This window comes from Duganella sp. sic0402, assembly GCF_019219065.1.
Classification (GTDB): Bacteria; Pseudomonadota; Gammaproteobacteria; order Burkholderiales; family Burkholderiaceae_D; genus Rugamonas.
Window position 1 is genome coordinate 359,035 of the sequence record NZ_JAHUWK010000005.1, and the last position, 23,163, is coordinate 382,197.

The following is a 23,163-nucleotide window of genomic DNA, read 5'->3' on the forward strand; positions in this document are numbered from 1 at the left end:
ATTATTCTTCGTCGAGCATGCTGATGCGGACCAGGTCGGCGACGTTGTCGACGCCGAGCTTGCTCATCAGCCGGGCTTTGTGTACTTCTACCGTGCGCACGCTGATGCCCAGCGCCGGGCCGATGTCGCGGTTGTGCCGGCCGACCACCACCAACTGCATGACTTCGCGCTCGCGCGGCGTCAGTTCGCTCAGCAAGCTGGCGCCGCGGCTGCGGCGTTGCCGCTCGCTCTGGTTGGCGCGGGCGCGCGACAGGGCCTCGTCAATGGCGGCGATCAGCTTGGCGTCGTCGAACGGTTTTTCTAGGAAGTCGACCGCATCCGCCTTGAACGCCGCGCGTGCCGTGCTGACATCGCCATGGCCGCTCATGATGATGACCGGAATCTGGCAACCACGCCGCAGCAGCTCTTGCTGCAAACTTAAGCCGTCCATGCCCGACATGCGGATGTCGATCAGCAGGCAACCACTCCACGCCGCCTGCCAGCCCTGCAAAAAGGCTTCGGCGCTGGCGAACACGGCGGTGCGGTAGCCGCGCACGCCCAGCAGCAAGCCCAGCGCATCGCGCACGGCGGGATCGTCATCGACGATGAATACGGTTAAATCATGCTGCAACATAGTTTTCCTGTCCCTCTACTGCGTGCGCCGCCAGCGGCAGCGCCATCTTGAATATGCCGTGATCGCCCACTTCGGCCCAGAGCGAGCCGCCGTGCGCTTCCATAATCGCCCGGCTCAACACCAGGCCCAGTCCCAGGCCCGAAGCCTTGGACGATACAAACGGCTCAAACAGGCGCGCCAGCAATTCCTCCGACACCCCCTTGCCACTGTCTTCCACCGTCAGCTGCAGGCAGCTGCCCTTGCCATCGCTGTTGAGCTTGCCCTTGCTGTCCAGCTGCTGCACCGACAGCGTGATGCGGCGCTGCCCCTCGGGCTGCTCCTGCACCGCGTCCAGCGCATTTGCCAGCAGGTTGCGCAGCACCAGTTCGATCTGTAGCCGGTCAGCCAGCATCGCCAGCGGCGGCATCGGCTCCACCTGCAACACCACGCCGTGCTGGCGCAGCTGGGTGAAGAATTGCTGGCTCAGCGTCGACACCAGCTGGCCGGCATCGACCGGCTCCAGCTGCATCGCGCCGGTGCGGAAGAAGTCGCGCAGGCGCCGCACCACGTCCGCCGCCCGGCCCGATTCGGCAATCATGCGCTGGATCGCGCTTTTCAGCATCTCGCCGTTGGCGCCCGCCTCATTGCGTTCGACCAGGTATTCGCAGGCCTTGCCGTAGGCGCTGAGCGCCGTCAGCGGCTGGTTCAGCTCGTGCGCCAGCGCCGCCGCCATCTCGCCCGCCGCCGCCAGCCGCAAGGACTGCTTCAAATCATTCGACACCTGGCGCAGCTCATCGACCACGATGCCCAGCGAGAAGCCGACCAGCGCCAGCATCGCATCCAGCATCTGCAACTGCGCCACTTCGATATTCACCGCGTTATTCCACTTGACCAGGCCGCCGATGCCCAGTTGCAGCACAAACACCATCAGCGCCGTGCCGTACAGCCCCTGGCGCGAAGCCGCCCAGATCACCGGCAGGAACAGGAAGTAGAAATGCTTGAACTCCGAGGTGGCGATGGTGCCGAACACAAACACCAGCACACAGATCGCCAGCGCCAGGTAGCCCAAGGTTTCGTAGCGCCACACCGTTGACTTCAGCCGGCTGCGCCCATGCGCGCTGGACAGCATCCACACCAGCGGCATCGACACCAGTACGCCGACGATATCGCCGATGCCGAAACGCAGCACCACCGCCAGCCACTCGCCGGGTGGAATCAGCCCGGCCAGCGACAGCAGCGTCATGTACACCAGATCATTCAACAGCGTGCCGCCGACCACGATCAGCACCCATTCGAACAGCTTGCGCCGGTTATCAAACACGCCGCCCGTGCCAAACGCGCGCTTCAGCGCCGCCCCCAGCAAGCCGTAGCCGATCACCAGCCACAGCGACAGCAGCAAGGTCAGCGGCACACCGGCCGGCATGCCGCGCACCAGCCATTCGCCCAGCACCAGCGCCACATACCATGGCAGCGCCGCGCGCCAGCCGTAGCGCAGCCAGAACACCAGCCCCAGCGCAGGATCGGGATTCCAGGGCGTGATATTGAGCCCGTACAGCGGATCGATGTAAGTGGCCCAATCGAACAGCACGTACAAAGCGATGAACGCTGGAAATACCAGATAGCGCGTAGGTGCAGAAGCAGTCATACAGACGGTTTTGTATCGCAATGTATCATTATGCATTGCGTTTATTCATCGTGCATTGCTTTTTACCCATTACGGGCAACCCTTAGTGGAACGGCATCTCATCTATACAACAAGCCAATTATCCTGGTGGCAATTATTAAGGGAAATGCGTAGATCTTTACACTAATTTACAATGCGTTACACGGGACGTACCATCGCCACTCATCCACCATGCCTTTTGGAAGAGTTCCATGTCGCAGTCCGTCACCATCCGCTCCGGCGCAGCAGGTTTTACTGGCTTCAAGCATATGCGCGAACGCCTGAAACTGGCCATCCGCGCCCGCATGAACCGCCGCGCCACTTTCGGCTGGCTGGAACTGCTGAACTCGCATCCGATGTTTGCCGAGCTGGTCAAAGCCCGCCCGCGCCTGATCTACAAGATTTACCGCCCTTACCTGAGCAATACCATGTGCGCCCACGGCCGGCTGGCATTGCTGCGTGCGCATTACCGCCACATCTTCCGCCACGGCATGGGTCCGCTGACGGTGCAGGCAGCGCGCGCGGCGGTGGTATTGGCGCGCATCGACGGCAAGAGCGGCCTGCCTTACCACCTGCAATTGCGTGCCATCGATCCGATGGAGCGCGAAGGCGAACTGGTGCTGCAACTGATGCAGGGCGACGAGCTGGTCACCAGCTGCGCGTTCGCCTTCCTTGAGGACGAAGGCGGCGGCATGCTGCTGGGCGTCGGCTGCATGCAGGGTCCGAAGGGCGAACGCGGCCTGCAACTGATCAAGGACGCCACCCGCGAGCTGCACGGCATGCGGCCGAAGAATATGATGATCAAGCTGCTGGGCCAGATCGCCCACGACCAGGGTTGCGAGGGCCTGCGCCTGGTCGGCAACGCCAACCGCGCGGTATGCAGCGCCACCCGCCAGGGCAAGGTGCACGCCGACTACGACGCGCTATGGCTGGAGCTGGGCGCGCGCAAACGCGCCGACGGTAACTTCCAGCTGCCGTCCGAGCCGATCTGCGAACCGGACCTGTCGTTGATTGTGTCGAAGAAACGCTCGGAGGCGCGCAAGCGTCATGAGCTGCTATGCGAGCTGGCGCAGGCGGTGGCGGTCAGCCTGCAGAAACCGCGTATGGAAACGGTGCCGACGCTAGTGGAAGCGCCGTCGTATGAGCCGCTGGATGACAGCGCGGAGCAGTACGCACTGGCGTAAAAAAATCGAGTACCATGGGATTTTCGTCCGAGGAGAAATACCATGCGTGTGGATATTTATTGCCGAGATGAAGCACAAGGCAAACATACTTATCTGGCGGTGCCGGAAGGCAAGCCGATTCCTGAAGAAGCCACCAATACCGACTGGCACGCTGAAGCACAGCGCGTCGAAGTCGACGACGACCGCGACGAACTCCCCGCTTATCACATCGAACATCCGCTGGCGCAGATCGGCGCCAAGGGGTATGCCATCACTGGCGTCAGCGCCCAGTTCTGACGCCACGCCGCTCCCGCACAGGCGGGAGTCCATAGAACGCAAGCTCAGCATGGATCCCGGCTTGCGCCGGGACGATCTTAATACTCAACCGTGACTTCCCTGGCGCCCAGCACCTGCTGGAGCGCCAGTTGCAGCTCGTCCGATGGCGCCACGCGCCAGCCTTCGCCAAATTGCAGCACGCAGCTGATGCCTTGCGGTGCAACGCGCGCCGACACCGGCAAGCCATCCGCCTGACGGTGCGGCGCCAGCACTTCGGCCACCTTCTTCGCATCCACCGTGGACGGCAAGGCCATGCCCAGCTGCTTGCCGTGCTTGACCCGCGAGCTGATGATGTCGAACACCTTCTCCGCCGAAATCCGCAGTCCGCCCGAGAAACGGTCCTCCGATACCTTGCCGATCACCGCCAGGAATTCATCTTCCTTGAACATATGCTTGTGCTCCTCGAACACTTCGGCATAGACAGTCACCTCCACCACCGCGCTCTTGTCGTCCAGCGTGACGATCAGCAGCTTGCCGCGCTGGGTCATCTGCGGACGGATGCCGGTGATCACGCCGCACAGCATGCGCGGATCGCGCGACGGCTCCAGGTCGGCCAGCTTGGTGCGCGCAAACCGGCGCGCTTCCGGCGCGAACGAGTCGAACATATGACCGGACAGGTAGAAGCCCAGCGCAATCTTTTCTTCCGCCAGTTTCTGGCGGTCGGTGAACGGCGTCGCCTTGACGTAATCCGGCGGTGGTTCCAGATCGCTGTCATCGCCGCCGAACAGGCTGACCTGGTTGGCCGACTTGGCCTGCTGGTCAGCATATTCCATCGCGAAGCTGACCGAGGCCAGCAGAATGGCGCGGTCGATATTCAGGCAGTCGAAAGCGCCGGCGCGTATCAGCGATTCGATGGTGCGGCGGTTGATCTGCTTCTTGTCCACGCGCTTGCAGAAATCGAACAGGCTGGTGAACGGGCCGTCAGCCGTGCGGGCCGCGATGATGGCCTCGATGGCGTTCTGGCCAGCGCCCTTGCACGCGCCCAGGCCATAGCGGATCTGCGTGACTTTCTTGCCAGTGACCGACGGCGCAGGACCGTCCGGCACAAAGCGGAACTCGGACTTGTTGATGTCCGGCGGCAGGATGGTCAGGCCGCAGATATCAATCGCGTCCTCCACCAGGATCTTGACCTTCTCGGTATCCTCCATCGCCAGCGACATATTGGCTGCCATGAACGCGGCCGGATGGTGGGCCTTCAGGTAGGCGGTGTGATACGACAGCAGCGCGTACGCGGCCGCGTGCGATTTATTGAAGCCGTAGCCCGCGAACTTCTCCATCAAGTCGAAGATCTCGTCGGCCTTCTGCTCCGACAGGCCGTCTTTCGCAGCGCCGGCGCGGAAGATGGCGCGGTGCTCGGCCATCTCCTCGGCTTTCTTCTTACCCATCGCGCGGCGCAGCATGTCGGCGCCGCCCAGCGAATAGCCGCCGACGATCTGCGCCATCTGCATCACCTGCTCCTGATACACCATGATGCCGTAGGTTTCGGACAAAATCGATTCGGTGCGCGGATCGGGATAATCGAACTTCTCGCCGTGCTTGCGCTTGCAGAAGTCGGGGATCAGGTCCATCGGGCCCGGACGGTACAGCGCCACCAGCGCGATAATGTCTTCGAAGCGGTCGGGACGCGCGTCTTTCAGCATGCCCTGCATGCCGCGCGACTCCAGCTGGAACACCGCGACCGTCTTGGCCTTGGTCAGCAGGTCGTACGAAGGACGGTCGTTCAGCGGCAGCTTGGCCAGGTCGAAGTCTTTTTCTTCCGGATCGAGCGCCTTGATGTAGCGCACCGCGCGGTCCAGAATGGTCAGTGTGGTCAGGCCCAAAAAGTCGAACTTGACCAGGCCGACGGCTTCCACGTCGTCCTTGTCGTACTGCGATACCACGCCGCCGTCGCCGCCCTGCGTGTACAGCGGGCAGAAGTCGGTCAGCTTGCCCGGCGCGATCAGCACGCCACCGGCGTGCATGCCGATGTTACGGGTGATGCCTTCGACCTGCTGCGCCAGGTCCAGCAGCTGCGCCACTTCTTCCTCATTCTGCTGGCGCTCCTTGAGCATCGGTTCCTCTTCGATCGCCTCGGCGATCGACACCGGCTTGCCCGGCTTGAACGGAATCAGCTTGGAGACGCCATCGCAGAAGTTATAGCCGAAGTCCATCACGCGGCCAACGTCGCGGATCGCGCCTTTCGCCGCCATGGTACCGAAGGTGGCGATCTGCGACACCGCATCGCGGCCATACAGGTCTTTCACGTGCTGGATCACCAGCTCGCGCTTTTCCTGGCAGAAGTCAATATCGAAGTCGGGCATCGATACCCGCTCAGGGTTCAGGAAACGCTCGAACAGCAGGTTGTACTTCAGCGGGTCCAGATCGGTAATCTTCAGCGCATACGCCACCAGCGAGCCCGCCCCCGAACCACGGCCAGGGCCGATCGGCACATCATTGTTCTTGCCCCACTGGATAAACTCCGCCACGATCAGGAAGTAGCCAGGGAACTTCATGTTGATGATGGTGTTGTTCTCGAACTCCAGCCGGTCCTCGTAGCGCTTGCGGTTGGCCTCGCGCTTTTCCGGGTCCGGGTACAGCTGGATCAGGCGTTCTTCCAGGCCTTTCTTGGTTTCGGCGCGCAGGAATTCGTCAATGGTCATGCCCGGCGTCGGGAAGTTCGGCAGCTGCGGCTTGCCCAAAGTCAGCGTCAGGTTGCAGCGCTTGGCGATCTCCACCGAGTTTTGCAGCGCCGCCGGCAGGTCATGGAACAGCTGCTGCATCTCAGCCTGGGTCAGGAAGCGCATCTGCTCGTTGAAACGTTTGACGCGCTTGGCGTTGGCCAGCATCTCGCCCTCGGCGATACAGATGCGCGCCTCGTGGGCGATGAACTCGTCCTTCGAAATGAATTGCACCGGATGGGTGGCCACCACCGGCAGGCCCAGCTTGGACGCCAGCGCCACCGAGTGGCGCACCTGCATTTCCTGATTCGCCTGGCCGGCGCGCTGGATCTCGATGTAGAAGTGGCCGGGGAAGATCTGCGCCCACTTTTGCGCATGGGCTTCGGCCAGCGCCGGGTTGCCGTTTTCGATGGCGGTGCCGATGTCGCCGAAATGCGCGCCGGACAGCGCGATCAGGCCGTTGGCCGGATTATCGTCGGGCAGCAGCGCATAGGTCTTGCTGGTCAGCTCCTGCAGCCACTCGGTGCGGATCTCGGCACGGCCCTTGTACTGGTTGGTCAGCCAGGCTTGCGACAGCAGCTCGCACAGCTGCAAATAGCCCATGCGGTTTTTGGCCAGCAGCATCAGCCGCGACGGTTTCTCGCGGTTCTCGTCATTGGTAATCCAGACATCGACGCCGACCACCGGCTTGATACCCTTGCCGCGCGCGGTCTTGTAGAACTTGACCATGCCGAACATATTGGCCAGGTCGGTCACCGCCAGCGCGCCCTGCTTGTCCTTGGCCGCCTGCTTGACCAGGTCGTCGATGCGCACCAGGCCGTCGACAATCGAATACTCCGAGTGCACGCGCAAATGGACAAAAGACGGTCCGGCCGGCACCACGGCGGTGCTGGTCAATGCTTGTTCGTTTGCTACCATATTCATACGCGGCTCAATGCAGGTTCAATAACCCCCTATTTTACCGCGCAGCGGCCGCAAGCGATGAATCTGATTCAGCGACGACGTACTTCCGGCTCACAGCACGATCTGTGCAGCCCGCCAAGCTTCCAGGCGCCGCAAAATTTCGACAGACTCGCGCTCCAATCCTTTTATATCGAGATAAAAGCCCGGCCTCTCTGCCTGCAAGCCAATATCTTCCGTGTAGCAATCAAGAGCGCCAAACAATTCATCCAAAAGCAGAAACAAAGTCTCGTCCATGTTTGGTGGCTCGTTCTGAAAGCGCGCAAAGAAGGCTACCTGAAATTCTTGCGGCGAGATTTGATGCTGCAAAAAGCGCTGCAACAATCTCAAATAATCTTCGTCACCAGCATTCATACTCCACCTCCTAACTTGCCACCGTTCACCATGTGCATCATCTGCACCGCACTGAGAATCCATACCGATAAAAAATATCCTCTTGAATCTCGCATGACGTTCAGACCAGTACGAAAATTCACAAAATGCGTAACCGGAATTCCACGAAAGCTCCCCTGAACAAGCCGAGTATCCAACGATTGCACGTGCCGCGTCAGCGCGAGACGAAAAGCATCCAATGTAACGTTGCTTGCCTGACCTGCAATCCCAAGGCAATGCGCGTGTTTATATGCGTGTCGCAACTGTCTGTGTGAAAAATACAAATGGCGATTATTAATAATCATTTGATACACGCTCGATCGCAAAAGTTCTATGTCATCGTGCGACTGACTTACCTCCTAGATCATGATACGCCGCAAAAAATGATCTTAAAAACGCGTATAATGTCGCCTTTCCCTTTTTTGATCCCTACACCATCATGCAAGCTAATACCGCTTTACAAGCTGAAGCGCATGCTGGCGCTGCTCAGCACGTCAACATCGCCGCCTATAAATTCGTCACCTTCGATGACACCGAGGCGATGCGCCCGCAGTACCAGGACATCTGCAACCGCCTGGGCCTGAAAGGCACCATCCTGCTGACGCCGGAAGGCATCAATATGTTTCTGTCCGGCCCGCGCGGCCATATCGACGAGTTCCTCGCCTGGGTGCGCAGCGACGCCCGCTTCGCCGACCTGGAAGTGAAGGAAAGCTTCTCCAGCGAACAGTCACACAAGCGCATGCTGGTCAAGATCAAAAAAGAAATCATCACCATGCGCATGCCGCTGATCAAGCCGGAAGAAGGCCGCGCGCCCTTCGTCGAAGCGCACACGCTGAAGCGCTGGCTGGACAACGGCGTCGACGACAACGGCAAGCCGGTGGTGATGGTCGACACGCGCAATGATTTTGAAGTGGATGTCGGCACCTTCGACAACACGGTCGACTACCGCATCAAGAAATTCACCGAGTTCCCGGACCTGATTGCCGCGCACAAGGACGACTTTGCCGGCAAGACCGTGGTCACCTTCTGCACCGGCGGCATCCGCTGCGAAAAGGCCGCAATCCACATGCAGAACATCGGCTACGACAACGTCTACCAGCTGGAAGGCGGCATCCTCAAATACTTCGAGGAAGTCGGCGGCGCCCACTACACCGGCGACTGCTTCGTGTTCGACTACCGCACCGCGCTCAATCCGAAACTGGAGCCAACCGAAACCGTGCAATGCTTCGTCTGCCGCTCGGTGGTGACGCCGCGCCAGCAACTGGCGCCGGAGTATGTGTACGAAAAATCCTGCCCGGCCTGCTACGGCAAGCAGTAAGCCAGCTTATTGGCGCGCGCGCGGCACCAGTTGCTGCAGCGCCGCCTGATAGGCGTTACGCGCCGTCTGGTACACCGCCAGCTTGGCGCTCAGATCGGCGATCTGGGCATCGACGAATTGCAGACTGGTCACCTGATTCTGCGCCTCGGTGCTCAGCTCCCTTACCTTGTAGCTGATACCGTCCACCGTCACTTCCAATTCATCATCCATGCCATTCTCCTCAAAATACTGAGGCAGGATTATAAACGCACCGCGCCATAGCTACCGCGCAGCCGAAGGAAAGGCTCTTCGATGGTGTGGTAGCACAGCGTCGCCACCGCCCATACCAGCGCATACACCAGCGACATCACCAGCACACTGTCCAGCCAGCCTATGCCGGTCCAGTGCTGCATGCCGAACTTCTGTGCCAGCATCTGGATCACGCCCATGTGCAACAGATAAAACGAAAAGCTGATTTTCCCGCCATGGACCAGCACCCGCTCCAGCCACGCGGGTAGCTGGCCGCACCAGCCCACCCAAGCCAGGATCGCGCCAGCCCAGACCAGGCTTTCCATCATCGACCAGCTGATCCAGAACGGCGCATTCGGCGCCACATTGAACGGCGCCACATGCGCCTGCAGCGCACTGGCGCACACCGCCAGCGCGAACGCCGGCACCAGCAGCCAGCCGGCCCAGCGCCGCAGCCAATCCAGATGGCGCTGGTACAGCATGGCGGCCAGCATGCCCATCACGAACTGATCGAAGCGGCCGACGAAGGTGCTGAAATACATCATGGTGCTATGCGCGCTCTCGCGGTACAGCATCAGCTTGAACACCAGCATCAGGCCGAGCAGCTGCAACAGGTAGCGCATGCCGCGCTCCAGCGCGAAGCGGCTCAGCCACGGAAACGCCAGGTAAAACATGAACTCCAGCGGAATGCACCAGACCGCGCCGGTCACAACACTGCGCGAGGTCGGCGAATCGCCCAGGTTGGCGGTCAGCAGGTAAAAAATATCCTGCGGCTTGAATTCGTCGCGGGTCAGCGACAATGCCAGCAAAAAGACGGTCAGGTACAGCGGCGCGATGCGCAGTAAGCGGTTGCGGACAAACGGGGCATAAGCGATCTGCTGCTGAAACTGGGCGATGCGCATGAACAGAAAGCCCGACAGCGTGAAGAACAAGGCCACCCCGGTATGCCCTTCGTTGATGATGCCGGCCCATGGGCTGTCGATGCCAACACCGCCGAGGCTGCGCCATTTCAATTCAAAGTGAAACAGGAACACTAGCGTCGCGGCGAACCAGCGCAACTGATCGATGCGTGGACTATAGGGCAAATTGACAGACTTCATCGGCGGGTAATCTCCATTTCAAGCAAGAAATTGCACATTATAATAACGCGCAATCGACGAAGTCCTATAAACCGCCTTACAGGCCGCCATGAAAAAATTCATCTTCGCCAACCAGTTGCGCGGCATCGCCGCACTGCTGGTGGTCATGACCCACTACTTCGGCACTTTTTTCGCCGAGCAGGATCTGCTGGCAGCCCGCACCTTCTCGACCAATCTGCACCTGGTCAAGGCGCCATGGGTACACATCTTCGAGCTGGAATACCAGGGCCCGTTCGGCGTGGCGCTGTTCTTCCTGATCAGCGGCTTCGTGATTCCGTTCAGCCTGCGCAAGACCAGCCTGCCGGGCTTCCTGGTCAACCGTGCGTTGCGCATCTTCCCGACTTATGCCTGCTGCCTGGCGATCGGCACGCTGGCGGTCTACCTGAGCGCGCGCTACTGGGGCCAGCCTTTCAGCTACGACGCCAAGGTGCTGGCGGCCAATGCACTGCTGGTGCACAACCTGCTCGGCTTCCCATCGATGGATGCGGTCAACTGGACGCTGGCGATTGAAATCAAGTTCTACCTGCTGATGGCGTTCGGCGCCGCCGCGCTGTTCCGCCCTTCTCCTGGCTGGCTGCTGGGCTTCCTGGCGGCAGCGCTGGCGCTGACCTGGAATGGCGAGCATGGCATCGGCGTCGCCACACCGCTGCTGATGGAATTGAACTATATCGTTTTCATGATGACGGGCTGCCTGTTCTACCAGCATGCGGCGCAGCTGATTTCCACCCGCGCGCTGCTATGGCGCTCCTTGCTGACCGTGGCTGCTTTCAGCTGGACCTGGTCGATGGGGCCGCAGCAAGGTCAATTCCCGGCGGTGACGGTATGGTACTACTGCGCCTACCTGGTATTTGGCGCCTGCTACGCGCTGCGCGAGCGCTTCCGCCCGGTGCGCGTACTGGACTTCCTGGCCGCCATCAGCTATCCGCTGTATTGCGTGCATGCGCTATTCGGCTATTGCGCGCTGAAGATCCTGATCGGCCAGGGCTGCCGCTACGGCGTGGCGATGCTGATCACGCTGCCGTGCACCTTCGTGCTGGCCTGGCTGGTGCACCGTACCGTGGAAAACGGCAGCAATACGCTGGGACGGCGCTGGGGCGCGGCGCTGTCGCGCGGCAAGCCGGCGGCAGCAGCGGCCTAAAAAAATTCAGTTAAGCCCGATTGCACCTCGTCATCCCGGCTTTCGTCGGGACGACGGCGCTGAACTGAATTACTGTCGATTTCCGCTCAGCGGAAATAGGTGCTGACTTCCTGCACATCCTCCGGCTCCAGCACGCCGGCTGCCGCTTTCAGCTTGAGCTGTGCCAGCAGATAGTTGTAACGCGCCTGCGCCAGGTCGCGCTGGCTGGTGTACAGCTGCTGGCGTGCATTCAGCAAATCGAGATTGATGCGCACGCCGCCCTTGATACTCTGCTCGGTTGCGGTAATCAGCAACTCACCGGACGCCACCGCCTTTTCCAGCGCGCGGATACGCGTCACGCTGCTCAATACCGCTGCGTACTGCTTGCGCAGTTCAATCAGAATTCTGTCCGTGCGCACCTGCAATTCCGACTTGGCCTTCTCCAGGCTCGCCACCGACTGGCGGCTGGACGCTGCCACCGAGCCACCGGAGTAAAGCGGCACCGTCAGCTGGATACCAATCGTGCGGTTGACCGTATTCTGGTTGTAGGTATTGATGGTTTCCGAATCGGCACGGTTATAGTTGGCGACAAAATCCAGGCGCGGCATGTGGCCGGCGCGGCTCTTGTTGACTTCCTGGCGCGCAGCTTCGATGGCGAAGGCTTGTGCGCGCAGGTCGGGATTCTCTTCCAGCGCCCGCTTGCGCCACGCCTCGAATCCGCCCTCCGGCGGCGGCGCGATGCGGAAGCTCGGCGCCAGCTCGTCCAGCACCGTCACTTCCTCGCCAACCAGGGTCGACAGTGTGGCCAGCTGGGTCTGGCGATTGTCCTCGGCCTCCAGCAGCTGGGCCTCGGACAGGTCCAACCGCGACTGGGTTTCCAGCATATCAGTCTTGGTGCCCTCGCCGCCGGCAAACAGACGGTCATTGACGGCCTTCTGCTCGGCGTACATATCGCGCTGTGCCTTCGTAATGCGCACCTGCTCGTTGGCAAACAAGGCATCCATGTAAGCCGACGTCACGCGCACGATCATTTCCTGCGCGCGTCCCTCAAAGTTCTGGTCGCTGTACTTGGTCTGCGCCAGGCCCTGCTTGTAGCGTGCCCAGGCATCCATATTGAACAGCGTTTGACGCAGCGACACGCTCGACGAGCGGCTGATGTACTCCGGGTGCGTGGTGCGCATCTGGCCAAGGACGTTCGGCGCTTCCAGATCCACCCGGTTGCGGTTGGACGAATAGTTGGCCTGCAGATTGGGCAGCAAATTCGATTTGCCCAAGACCGCGTATTCCTTGCCGCCTATCGAATCCTGTACCGCCTGCTGATAGACAGCATCGTTGGTCAGCGCCGCCTGGAACGCCTGCATGATGGTCATGGCCGAAGCGCTGTTGGCGGACAACAGCGCGCTGGCCAGCAGCGCGGCGCTGATCCCGCGCAACGCCGGCGCGCGTTTGATTGCGAGAGTCTTCTTCACTTGATCATTCCTCCGCCAATGCCGACTTGGCGCGGTCTTTGAGCGGCTTGAGCAGGTAGCTCATCATGGTGCGCTCGCCAGTCTTGACGAACAACTCGGCCGGCATGCCGGAACGGATGTCGAGTTTCTTGTCGGCGATAATCTTCGCGCCTTCCTGGGTCACGCGGGCGCGCACTTTGTAGTAAGGCTGGCCGGTACGCTCATCGACGGTACGGTCGGCCGATACCTGGATCAGTTCACCAGGAATGTGCGGCGTGCGGTTGCTGTTGAAGGCGGAGAAGATCAGCTCAACCGGCAGGCCGGTGTGGACACGGTCAACCAGGTTGACCGGCAGCTGGCCTTCTACCACCAGCGGGTCGTCGGTCGGCACCAGATCCATCATGCGGAAGCCAGGGGCCACCACGCCGCCATTGGTGAACACGGCCGAGTTGACGACAGTGCCGTCCACCGGTGCTTTGACTTCCGTATTGGCCAGTTCATACTCCTGACCGTCGAGACGGCTGTCCAGCGCTTCCGCTTCGCGCTGCGCGTCCGCCAACTGGGTGCGCACTTCCTTCTGATAGTCCTGGATGCGTTGCAGACGGCGCAAGGTAATCTCGGCAATCTGGCGTTGCGCGCGGCCGATGTTGCCGTTGTCCTCGGAGATCGCACCATTCAACTGGACAAAAGTGCGCTCGACATCGAGCATGCGGCTGCGGGCGATGTAGCCATCCTTGGCCAGGTCACGCATATTGTCGAGCTGTTCCTTGATAATCACGATCTGCTGCTGTTTGCTGGCGCGCGATTCCTGCGTTCCCTGCAACTGCGACTTGAGGCCGGCGATGTTTTCATCGTAGGCGCTCAACTCGTTGCTCAGCGAGGTGCGGCGCGAATTGAACAACTGGTTTTGCACATCCACCGCAGCCACCACACGTGGGTCCTGCTTGTCTTTTACCAAGGCAGCCGGGAAAGCCATCTTGCTCAGGCCGTCGCGTTCAGCGATCAGGCGCGCCTCGGTCGCACGCGCGGTGATGTACTGGGCGCGCGAGGTTTCCGTCTGCGATTTCGCCTGCGTGTTGTTCAGGCGCACCAGCACCTGGCCGGCCTTGACCACATCGCCATCCTTGACCAGGATTTCCTGCACCGTGCCGCCACTCAGATGCTGAATCGCCTTGCGGCTGCTTTCCTTGGCCACCGTGCCGGACATAGGCACGCCCTTGTCCAGCGGCGCGAAGCATGCCCACAGCACAAAGCCGCAGAAGCCGAACAGCACGATCATCCAGCCGATGCGCGCATAGCGCGATGCATCGGTATTGACTGCCAGCGGCGTCACGTCATGGGCGATAACCTCAGCCGGCGGCGTGGTATTGGTAGATAAATTTCGCATGATTACTCCTGATTCGAAGTGTCGGCCTGGGCCTTGGCAGCCGCGTCGGCCTGCATTTGCGCTTGAGCTTGAGCTTGAGCTTGAGCTTGAGCTTGCGCTTGGGCTTGAGCCTGCGCCTGGGCCTGGGCCTGTTGTTGCGCCTGCACTTGTTTCTGATTGGCTTCGTTCAAGGCGTTGACCACATCCTTGGTAGGGCCGAACATGTTGACCATGCCATCACGCAGCAGCAACAGTTTGGTGGTAGCGCTGATCGCCGAAGTACGGTGCGTAATCAGCACGATGGTTTTGCCGCGCTGGCGCAGATCGTTCACTGCCTGAACCAGCGCTGCTTCGCCGACATCGTCCAGGTTCGAATTTGGCTCATCCAGCACCAGCAGCGCAGGATCGCCGTACATCGCACGTGCCAGGCCGAGGCGTTGCTTCTGACCACCGGACAAGCCGGCACCGCCGTCGCCCAGCGGGGTATCGTAGCCCTTGGGCAGGTGCAAAATCATATCGTGCACGCCGGCGCGCTTGGCCGCCAGCACCACCTTCTCAGGGTCGACATCACCAAAGCGCGCGATATTGTCGGTGACAGTACCGCCAAACAGTTCGATGTCCTGCGGCAGGTAACCGATGTGCGGCCCGAGTTCGCCCTTATTCCATTGGTATATATCCGCGCCATCCAGGCGCACCTTGCCGCCGGCGGCAGGCCACACACCGACCAGCAAGCGCGCCAGCGTCGACTTGCCGCAACCGCTCGGGCCGATCACACCTAGCACGTCGCCCGGAGCAATCGCAAAGGTGACACCTTTCAGCACCGGCGAGGTCATGCCTGGTGCCGAAGCGGTGACGTTTTCCACCGCCAGCGCACCTTGCGGCTTCGGCAGCTCCATGCCCGCTGGACGTTCGGGATTATTCTCCAGCAGCGCCGTCAAACGCTCATAAGCGCTACGTGTACTGGCGAAGCTTTTCCATACGCCGATCACTTGCTGCACCGGCGCCAATGCACGGCCCACCAGGATCGACGCGGCAATCATCATGCCTGCGGAAATTTTATTTTCAAGCACCAGCAGTGCGCCAAAGCCCAGCACCAGCGACTGCAGCGATACCTGCACAAACTTGGTGATCGATCCAATCAGACCGGCTTTCTCGCTGGCCTCTGCCTGCAGCTGCAGGAAATTGTCATGCAGTTTATGCCAGCGGCGCAGCAGGCTCGGCAACATGCCCATCGATTCGATCACCTCGGCGTTACGCAGATTGTTGGTGGCCAGCGCGTTCGACACGATAGCACTGGCGTTGGCATCGGCCAGCGGCTTGTGCGTGATGCGCTCATTGATAAACGCCAGCACGACCAGCACGCAAGTACCGCCCAAGGCGAACAAGCCCAGCGACGGCTCAAACATGAAGATCACGATCAGGTAGACCGGGAACCAGGGCGCGTCGAAGAAAGCGAACAGCGCGTTACCGGTGAGGAATTGGCGGACATTGGTCAAGTCTTGCAGTGCCTGACCGGCATTGCCGCCGGCTTTTTTCAGATTCTGCTCGAACGCAGCGGTGTAGACACGCTTGTTCAGTTGGACATCGAAACGCGCGCCGACACGGATCAGCACGTAACTGCGTATCAGTTCCAGGCCGGACATGATCAGGTAGGCGACCAGCATCATGATGGTCAGCATCAGCAGCGTCAATTCGCTGCGGCTGGCCAGCACGCGGTCATACACCTGCAACATATAGATCGATGGCACCAGCATCAGCATATTGGTGATAGCGCTAAATACACCGATGGTGACGAAGGTCGACTTGAACGTCGTCAGGAGTTCGGCTATTTCGCCTTTGGTTTTTAAGAAGTTTTTCATTTATGCATCACTATGCAGGTTGAACGCGGAACCGCTCGTTACGCTCGATTTCGCCCCCGGTCACTTGCAAAGTGGAATTCGTACGGGAATGAAAATTTAACGCGAAGCAGCATTATCGCTGAAAACGCTCAAGAAATGTGATGTGCATCACATATTTTACACTTCGGTTACAACGGTCTGAGGAGTGTTGTGCGCGTGAGAGTACACGCGTCAATAGGCCTGATAGGATTTTTCTTCCACGATGGCGCTGCCCAGCAATTCATTGATCTGACGCTTGATCGCCGCACGCTGATCATTGCCAAAGTAGACCTTGCGCGCCAACTGCAAGAAGCTGTCGTCAAAACACTGGCGGCGTTCACTGTCGCGCTTGCCGTCCTCTACCTCCCACAATTGGCTGTTGATGTCCTTTAACTGCAGCAGCAGTCCAGGCAAGCCAGCAGGGAAGCGGGCCAGATCGCCGACTACCTTGTCGATCTCCTGGCGCTCCTTGTTCACATTGGCAAGCTTATTAGCATCTTGCAACTTTTCTGCCTTAATCTGCAGAATGGTCAGCTTGTCGAACACCTCCCCCCATGCCACAGGCAGTTGCGGCATGGCGGGCCATGCCGGGCAATTAGTTGCCGCTGCCGCTTCCATGGTCATTACCGTCTCCTCGCTCATTACGTCACATTAACCTTGAGAAATCTATCCATTTTCACGCCCTTCTCCTTGGGGCATCCAACGACCAGCATGCTGCTCAGGTCATTGCCCGGCAAGGCGGCTTCGGCCCAAAACTCATAGCCGGCCTCCAGGCCAACGGTAAAGGCATTGGCAGCCTCATCACGGCTGACAGGCCCCATGAAAATGAAGGGACGACAGCGCTTCAAGGTCTGCATGGCCCCGGCAATGAATTGCCCGAAGGGCATGGGTGACTGCACAACCAGGCTGCCACAAGATGTCAGGGCCAAATCATCCACGGTTTGATTAGGCACAGTGACTACCTGATGGGTATTGCCCCATTCGCTGGAACGGCTTTCGGTCCAAGGGTCCAACGCTCTCATTGTCACCTTCTTGGCGCCGCCCACGGCCATCGTCTGCATCACGCGCGAGGCAAACAAGCCGGCGTTGAATAGGCTGCTTTCCACGCTGCGCGCCAACAAGGCGCGCGGCTCCATAACGATCAGCTCGCCGTGCGGCGCTACGCGCTTCGCCAAGGTCACCGCCAAGCTGGCGTCAGGAGCGCAGGCCAGGACACACACGCTGCCAGGCTTGAGAATCTGTTGTATCAAATGAGCAAGGCGCTCGGTGGCGTGCACGTGCTCGGCAATTAGCCTTTGCCGTACCAGGCGGCGCGTGGCGTCATTGCTGTCCACACAGCTGGCCGTGTTGATATCCCCCACAAGGGAAAGTCGCTTTGGCTCATGGGCCGCCGCCTGGCGTTGCACCATCTTTTCTTGCAGCCTACTCAACACTTCGGCCGGCGAAATACTCTCCCAGACGTTGTGATAAAGCGAGCTAATCTTCTCCCACACGTCATCTTCCACCTTGACTTTGCCAAAGGCCGGCAATTGTTCATAGCCTTGCGGATTGATCGCCGCAGAAAACGGGTAATAAGGATAGTGGCTTCCAGCAATTGTGGAGCACAGATGAACCGCCGGCGTAGAACACAGGTCTGCCACATGCGACGCAAAGCTGTTCACGGTAATCAGACCATCAACCAAGCCGCATAGCGCCTTGAATTTTTCGGGTGTGTTGATCTGGCCGGAGAGGTCGATCAACCGTTTATGCACCAAATCAATAGGCTGATCCACAATCAGCTTCATCTCGGGATCGAGCTCCAGCAGCCGCTTGGCAAATTTGCTGGCAATCTCAGGCGGCATTGTGCGTAGCTGAGCGGACGCCTTAGGATTAAACAGCACCTTTTTTCCCGGTTCGTCACGAAGCACGCTGTGTACTTCGTTCCAAGCATTCCGGCGGATGTGGCCACGGTTGCGTTTTTCCTCGGGGCGTACGGCCTGCGGGTCGAGGCCACACCACCACAAATACCAGTCCACCGCAGGCAAGGTTTCGTATTCTGGCATGTCGGTGATGCTGGAAAAGTCAAAATAGCCGTCGTACTGGGCAAACTCGCATACCGTTGGTGTCTGGAGCAACACGCGCTCGACGGATTTATCAAATGCAACGATATCTGCTGCGGCTGCGGCCACCCCGCCCCCGAATACGATATCGCAGCTCACGCCGGGAAGATAGCGAGCCAGACAGGACTGCACCTGCCGAAAGGCGGTGATACCCATGGTGCAATCACCGAGGTTGGCACCAAAGCCGTTGATTACTGCAATGCGAAAATGCTGCTTGTCAGGCTTGCTGGCCCGCAAAGCCTGCAACTGCGCCGGAAGCACCTCGGCCTCCTTGTGAAAATACAGCCCCTCGCCGACCAGACGCGAAGACATTCGTCCCAGGCGGGTCGGAAAAAAGGGCCAAGCCAGCAGGGATTCCTCACCGCCCAGCTTCACGCCCAGCACGTCCAAGGACAGCATCTGCTTGGCAGCTTCATCCGTGCCTGGATGTGCGAGGACGTATTCGTCCTGCAACTTTTCGATAATCAGGCGCAACTCGCAGCCAACCTCAAGGTAGAGCCGGTCCACTTGGGCAGCATCCGGATCAGTTACTGCCTGAAAGTGGCGGCGGAAAGCCTTGGTGTCGAGCGTGACATCCTTGCTCAAAGAAAAAATATGCATGCAATCCTCAGAAAAAAAACCCCACCCCTTGCGGGAGGTGAGGTTCGATACCGCTACTATCAGCATTATTCCACATCAGTTGCAGTACGTCACCAGCCTGGAAGGCTGCGACGGCGGTGTAAGTATTGACTTGCTTGTTACCGGAAAGGCCTTGGGGTTCGGTTGCGCGCTGCCGTCAAAATAATGTATGCGCGAGCTTGCTGCTGATTTCTGCAGCCAAACAGCGTCTTACTCTGGACGAAAAAAAACCCCGGCACCGAAGTGCCGGGGTTTTGAGACTTTAGCAACCCTCTTCTATGTAAGCAAGAGGGCCGTCTCCGAAGAGATTACACCAGTGCTGCGGTAGCGAAGGTCGCGTTCCAGCTCAGGCTGTCACCATTGATGCCGGTCAGCTTAACGATCGAATCCGTACCGTTATCGAAGGCAGCAGTATGAGTACCGTTGTCAACAACAACGTAGGTGTCGCCTTTGAAGCTGAACCACACAGCAGCATTAATGTCAGTGCCTGCATCGGTAGCAACCTGAGCAGCCTGTTTGATAGCAGCATCAACGAAGTTCGAGAAGGTTGCGGTTGCTTCGTTCAGGGTTGCAGTCAGCTTACCGAAGCCAGCAACGTCGACAACAGCGGTAGCGGCAGTGTTGAAAGCGCGCAGTTGCAGAATGTCGCCAGCTTTGAAATCAGTGATTTCCGAGTAGGTGTTGGCTTCTTTGTTGCCGTCGCCATTAACGATGAAGGTGTCGTTGCCGTCACCACCGGTCAGCTTGGCACCATTCGAACCAACGTAGATGGTGTCGTTGCCTGCACCACCGTTGATGATGTCAGCTTTGGCGGTAGTACCAACCGAAGCGTGGATAACGTCCTTACCAGCACCACCAGTGATGGTCATCGCGTTAGCACCGTTAGCGGTGACAGTCAGGTTGCCGGTCAGAGCGCTAGCGTCGATGGTCGTCAGTTTGACAGTGTCGGTACCCAGCCCCAGGTTGACGTTCGACGAACCGTCGATGGTTACGATAGCAGCCTTGTCAGCGTTCAGGGTCACAGTCGAGGTCTGAACACCGCCACCGGTGGTGGTCGAGGTGTCGGTATCGGTCGCGGTGAACTTGATGGTTTCAACGCCAGCAACAGTAACGGTACCGAAGTCCAGGCTACCGGTGACCACTTTGGTTACCAGATTGAAGCTGTCAGCCGAACCGGTTGCGTCGGCCAGTTTCACGATCACGCCTGCGCCGCCGTCAACCAGTTCCAGCGTGCCAGCGTTGGCAAACTTGTCCAGGGTCAAGGCTGCGGTAGTTACGATGCCACCAGCGGCAACACCTTGGGCGGTAGTGGTGACCACAACCTTAGCAGTACCACCAGTGGTATCAGCTACGTTGTTGATAGCGAAGGCACCGTTAGCAATGTCAGTTACAACACCGGCCACCTTGTTGGTGAAGGTAACCGAAGTACCACTAGCAACAGCGGTCCAGTGAGCGGCGCTAGCAGCATTAACAGCAGCAGCAACCTTAGCAGCGATGGCCGTTTGGGTATCGCCGGTTGCCAGGGTGATGGTCACGCCGTCGAAGACGATCGTGTCGGCGCCTTTGATTGCGCCGGAGGTAGCGAAGTTAGCAACGAACACTTCGGTAGCGACGCCGACTTTCAATGCAGCAACTGGGGTGCCAGTTGCGAAACCGTTGCCATCAGCGCCAATGTCGATTGCTTGGAACTGCAGGCTGGCAGCCGCTGCAGCGTCGGTGGCGGTCAGAATAACGTTATTGCCCGAGCCAGCAGTGATGGCGTATGCCACACCACCGATTGTAACGGTGCCCAATGCAACTACACCAGCCTTGACTGCAGTCGCGTCACGCAGAGTAGTAGCTGCAGCTGGCGCGGTGTAGACAGTTACGCCACCGATAGTCAGGGTGTCGGTATCGTAGAGTGCAACACCGGTCAGATCCAGCGTATAGGTTACGCTACCTTGGGTGCTTATCACTGGGGCAGCAACTGCTGCGGTGGTTGCATCTGGGCCGGTAATGGCGAAGTCAGCAGCAACGGTGTCAGTCACAGCGCCAACTGCAGCCGCCTCGAACGTCACGACGGAACCGTTCACACCGGTTACCACCCATCCGGAGTAGCCACCAGCGGCTGCAACTTTCAGAGCGATCTGTGCTGGGGTTTCGCCGCCAGCCAGGTTGACGGTCTGGCCGGCGAAGGTGATAGTGTCAGAGCTAGTGACAGCACCCGAAGTCGAGAAGTCAGCAGTGAACACTTCCTTCGCGCCCGAAGCGGAGGTACCCAGGGAGTTATTGCTCACCACATAGGTGATGCCGTCCATGTTAGCCATGTTGACGGTGGTAGCGGCTGCTACTTTGTCGGTGATTGCCAGTTTTTCGAAGCCGTCGATCTTGGCTGCGAAATCGCCGTTTGCCGACAGGGAAGCAGCGCTAGCGCCGTTCATTGCGATGGTATCGGTGCCAGCGCCGCCGCTCAGGGTAGCGGTTGGCACAACAACGGTACCTTGCAGGGTCAGAACGTCGTCGCCGGCGCCCAGGTTGATTGCCTTGGTGATGGCGGTGCCTGCGTTGACCACGGTCACGTCATCGGAACCTGCGCCACCGGTGTAGGTGGTGACGGTGCCGTTAGCGATGGTGAAGGTTGCGCTAGCGTCAGCGGTCTGGCCGCTGGTGTTGATGGCGGTTGCAACATTCAGGCCACCGGTGACGGTGGTGCCAATGACGTTACCGGAACCCGAAACGTTGACGGTTTCAGCGGTAGCCGATACCAGGGTGGTTTCGGCGTCTGCGCCGGTTACAACGGCATTGATGGTTTTGGTGCCAGCGGCCACGGAGACGGTGCCGTCAACGTTGTCTGCGGTCAGACCCAGGGTCGCAGCAGCGCCAGCGACCGAGAAGCTGCCACCGTTTGCCAGTTTGATGGTATCCAGAACCGCGTTGGTGCCGGAGATGGAGCCAGTCGAATAGCCGTCAACGGTAACGTTTTTCAGCACGCTGCCACCAGCGATGGTGACGGTGCCGTTGTCGACGCCCAGGGTGTTACGTGCGGTAACAGCGGTGATGCCTTGGGTGGTGGTCGTAGCCGTAGCGGTAGCGGTGCCGGTAGCGGTAGCAACCAGGTCGGTCATCGCGGTGGTGGCTTTGCCAGTGAACACCACGGTGCCATCAGCCGAAGCTGCAGCCGACGACCAGTCAGCCAGCAGCGAACCGGTGAACACGCCGTTGGCACGAACGCCCGAACCTTGGGTATCGCCGGTGGCGGTGGTTGGGGTGACGTCGGTTGGCTTCACAGCGCTCGACGACAGGTTGGCAAAGGCTTCTGCCACTTGAGCGGCGGTCAGGTCTTTGGATGCGGTGAAGGTCAGGCCGCCAACGGTGACGGTTTCGGCGGCTTTCAGTGCCGAGAATTTAACGCTAGCAACTTCGGTTGCACCGGTTGCAGCAGCGCGGCTGGCAGCGTCAACTTGAGCGTCTTGCTTAACGGTCACATCGGTGGTGATGGAGGAAGCGTTAACAACGACATTACCCTGGGTGATGGTTTCGGTCGTGCCATCAGCAACGATTGCGCTCGACGAGCTGGTCGCGTGCTGGGTCACGCTGACGGTTTTGCCGCCGGTAACGGTGATGTTGCCCAGGCCAGTGCTGGCGTTGTTAGCGGCAGCTTTGCCGGTCACGTCGACGGTCACGGCGCCAGCGGCACCGGCGAGATTGCCAACAACGACGTCGTTAACCGCGTCGGTCAGGGCAACGTTGACGTCTTTGCCGCCGTTGACGGTCACGTCGCCGCTATCCTTAACCGAAACGTCAACGCTGGTGGTCGCACCAGCAGTCGCGGTGATCGTGCCGCCAGCCTTGGTTACGTTCAGGTTGGTGATGTCGGAAATGGTCGACGAATCAACGGTCAGAGCGGTAGCGCTGTCGACGGTAACGATTTCGACGCTGCTCAGATTACCCAAGATGATAGGGTCGGTGCCGTTGTTCGCGATTTTCAGGGTGTCAATACCTGCGCCGCCATTGATGATGTCGAGGTTGCTCAGGGTGTTCAGTTCTGCATTTGGGGCGCCGCTGGTGTCGATCGCACCAATGATCACATCGTTACCTGCGCCACCAACCACGTTGTCCAGACCTTTGGTCAGGATGAAGGTTTGTGGGTTGTTGACAGCGCCGTCGTGCGCAGCAGCCGAAGCAGCAGCGATAGCGTTCAGCGCTGCAGCGCTGGTGGCGGTGCCCAGGG

At 59.6% G+C, this 23,163-nt stretch carries 17 protein-coding genes; 4 read left to right on the plus strand and 13 right to left on the minus strand.

The window, feature by feature from the left end:
- Window position 1: 1 nt before the first annotated feature.
- A complete protein-coding gene (locus KW842_RS15565; RefSeq protein WP_229223716.1) occupies window positions 2-613 on the minus strand; it encodes a response regulator transcription factor in 612 nt (203 codons plus the stop codon).
- On the minus strand, window positions 600-2,237 hold the full coding sequence (locus tag KW842_RS15570; protein WP_218305004.1) for an ATP-binding protein: 1,638 nt from the start codon (window positions 2,235-2,237) through the stop codon (window positions 600-602). The genes KW842_RS15565 and KW842_RS15570 overlap by 14 nt, the downstream gene beginning before the upstream one ends.
- 230 nt (window positions 2,238-2,467) lie before the next feature.
- On the opposite strand from KW842_RS15570, the gene KW842_RS15575 reads away from it, so the two are divergent.
- A complete protein-coding gene (locus tag KW842_RS15575) occupies window positions 2,468-3,439 on the plus strand; it encodes a DUF535 family protein (protein WP_218305005.1) in 972 nt (323 codons plus the stop codon).
- Window positions 3,440-3,481: 42 nt separating this feature from the next.
- Window positions 3,482-3,715 (plus strand): DUF6139 family protein, encoded by a 234-nt coding sequence (locus KW842_RS15580; RefSeq protein ID WP_218305006.1) that lies wholly within the window; start codon window positions 3,482-3,484, stop codon window positions 3,713-3,715.
- Between the two features lie 77 nt (window positions 3,716-3,792).
- Here the strand turns inward: KW842_RS15580 and dnaE are convergent, their stop codons facing one another.
- From dnaE to KW842_RS27895, 3 genes are all read right to left on the minus strand, one after another.
- Entirely contained in the window at window positions 3,793-7,335 is a 3,543-nt protein-coding gene (dnaE, locus tag KW842_RS15585; RefSeq protein WP_218305007.1) for a DNA polymerase III subunit alpha, read from the minus strand.
- 90 nt (window positions 7,336-7,425) lie between these two features.
- Window positions 7,426-7,725 (minus strand): colicin immunity domain-containing protein, encoded by a 300-nt coding sequence (locus KW842_RS15590; protein WP_218305008.1) that lies wholly within the window; start codon window positions 7,723-7,725, stop codon window positions 7,426-7,428.
- Window positions 7,722-8,048 carry a colicin D domain-containing protein gene (locus KW842_RS27895; protein ID WP_373925191.1) on the minus strand — a complete coding sequence of 109 codons (327 nt, stop codon included), beginning with the start codon at window positions 8,046-8,048 and terminating at the stop codon, window positions 7,722-7,724. Before KW842_RS27895 ends, KW842_RS15590 begins: the two co-directional genes overlap by 4 nt.
- Window positions 8,049-8,182: 134 nt before the next feature.
- Between KW842_RS27895 and KW842_RS15600 the strand changes: the two genes are divergently transcribed.
- Entirely contained in the window at window positions 8,183-9,061 is an 879-nt protein-coding gene (locus tag KW842_RS15600; RefSeq protein ID WP_218305010.1) for a sulfurtransferase, read from the plus strand.
- Window positions 9,062-9,067: 6 nt separating this feature from the next.
- On the opposite strand, the gene KW842_RS15605 is transcribed toward KW842_RS15600, so the two are convergent.
- Window positions 9,068-9,271 (minus strand): DUF6447 family protein, encoded by a 204-nt coding sequence (locus tag KW842_RS15605; RefSeq protein WP_218305011.1) that lies wholly within the window; start codon window positions 9,269-9,271, stop codon window positions 9,068-9,070.
- A gap of 29 nt (window positions 9,272-9,300) precedes the next feature.
- A complete protein-coding gene (locus KW842_RS15610) occupies window positions 9,301-10,389 on the minus strand; it encodes an acyltransferase (RefSeq protein ID WP_218305012.1) in 1,089 nt (362 codons plus the stop codon).
- 88 nt (window positions 10,390-10,477) lie between these two features.
- On the opposite strand from KW842_RS15610, the gene KW842_RS15615 reads away from it, so the two are divergent.
- Complete coding sequence (locus KW842_RS15615; RefSeq protein WP_218305013.1) at window positions 10,478-11,566, plus strand: acyltransferase; 1,089 nt, start codon at window positions 10,478-10,480, stop codon at window positions 11,564-11,566.
- Window positions 11,567-11,652: 86 nt separating this feature from the next.
- On the opposite strand, the gene KW842_RS15620 is transcribed toward KW842_RS15615, so the two are convergent.
- The 6 genes from KW842_RS15620 to KW842_RS15645 all read right to left on the minus strand — a co-directional run.
- Complete coding sequence (locus tag KW842_RS15620; protein ID WP_373925190.1) at window positions 11,653-13,014, minus strand: TolC family outer membrane protein; 1,362 nt, start codon at window positions 13,012-13,014, stop codon at window positions 11,653-11,655.
- Window positions 13,015-13,018: 4 nt separating this feature from the next.
- Window positions 13,019-14,380, minus strand: a complete 1,362-nt coding sequence (locus KW842_RS15625; protein ID WP_218305014.1) for an HlyD family type I secretion periplasmic adaptor subunit — start codon at window positions 14,378-14,380, stop codon at window positions 13,019-13,021.
- 2 nt (window positions 14,381-14,382) lie between these two features.
- On the minus strand, window positions 14,383-16,218 hold the full coding sequence (locus KW842_RS15630) for a type I secretion system permease/ATPase (RefSeq protein ID WP_218305015.1): 1,836 nt from the start codon (window positions 16,216-16,218) through the stop codon (window positions 14,383-14,385).
- Window positions 16,219-16,428: 210 nt separating this feature from the next.
- A complete protein-coding gene (locus KW842_RS15635; RefSeq protein WP_218305016.1) occupies window positions 16,429-16,860 on the minus strand; it encodes a DUF6165 family protein in 432 nt (143 codons plus the stop codon).
- Between the two features lie 17 nt (window positions 16,861-16,877).
- Window positions 16,878-18,935, minus strand: coding sequence for a glycosyltransferase family 9 protein (locus KW842_RS15640; protein ID WP_218305017.1), 2,058 nt, complete (start codon window positions 18,933-18,935; stop codon window positions 16,878-16,880).
- A 326-nt stretch (window positions 18,936-19,261) separates the two neighbouring features.
- Window positions 19,262-23,163: bluetail domain-containing putative surface protein (locus tag KW842_RS15645; RefSeq protein WP_218305018.1), on the minus strand; the 3,902-nt coding region annotated here is incomplete at its 5' end.

Excerpts from the sequence above, each read along its gene's own strand:
- KW842_RS15615 (WP_218305013.1), top strand. The coding sequence starts at position 10,478 with ATGAAAAAATTCATCTTCGCCAACCAGTTGCGCGGCATCGCCGCACTG.
- KW842_RS15570 (WP_218305004.1), bottom strand. The coding sequence starts at position 2,237 with ATGACTGCTTCTGCACCTACGCGCTATCTGGTATTTCCAGCGTTCATC.
- KW842_RS15575 (WP_218305005.1), top strand. The coding sequence starts at position 2,468 with ATGTCGCAGTCCGTCACCATCCGCTCCGGCGCAGCAGGTTTTACTGGC.
- KW842_RS15580 (WP_218305006.1), top strand. The coding sequence starts at position 3,482 with ATGCGTGTGGATATTTATTGCCGAGATGAAGCACAAGGCAAACATACT.
- KW842_RS15590 (WP_218305008.1), bottom strand. The coding sequence starts at position 7,725 with ATGAATGCTGGTGACGAAGATTATTTGAGATTGTTGCAGCGCTTTTTG.
- KW842_RS15630 (WP_218305015.1), bottom strand. The coding sequence starts at position 16,218 with ATGAAAAACTTCTTAAAAACCAAAGGCGAAATAGCCGAACTCCTGACG.
- KW842_RS15635 (WP_218305016.1), bottom strand. The coding sequence starts at position 16,860 with ATGACCATGGAAGCGGCAGCGGCAACTAATTGCCCGGCATGGCCCGCC.
- KW842_RS15565 (WP_229223716.1), bottom strand. The coding sequence starts at position 613 with ATGTTGCAGCATGATTTAACCGTATTCATCGTCGATGACGATCCCGCC.
- KW842_RS15610 (WP_218305012.1), bottom strand. The coding sequence starts at position 10,389 with ATGAAGTCTGTCAATTTGCCCTATAGTCCACGCATCGATCAGTTGCGC.
- KW842_RS15605 (WP_218305011.1), bottom strand. The coding sequence starts at position 9,271 with ATGGATGATGAATTGGAAGTGACGGTGGACGGTATCAGCTACAAGGTA.
- KW842_RS15640 (WP_218305017.1), bottom strand. The coding sequence starts at position 18,935 with ATGCATATTTTTTCTTTGAGCAAGGATGTCACGCTCGACACCAAGGCT.
- KW842_RS15625 (WP_218305014.1), bottom strand. The coding sequence starts at position 14,380 with ATGCGAAATTTATCTACCAATACCACGCCGCCGGCTGAGGTTATCGCC.
- dnaE (WP_218305007.1), bottom strand. The coding sequence starts at position 7,335 with ATGAATATGGTAGCAAACGAACAAGCATTGACCAGCACCGCCGTGGTG.
- KW842_RS15600 (WP_218305010.1), top strand. The coding sequence starts at position 8,183 with ATGCAAGCTAATACCGCTTTACAAGCTGAAGCGCATGCTGGCGCTGCT.
- KW842_RS27895 (WP_373925191.1), bottom strand. The coding sequence starts at position 8,048 with ATGATTATTAATAATCGCCATTTGTATTTTTCACACAGACAGTTGCGA.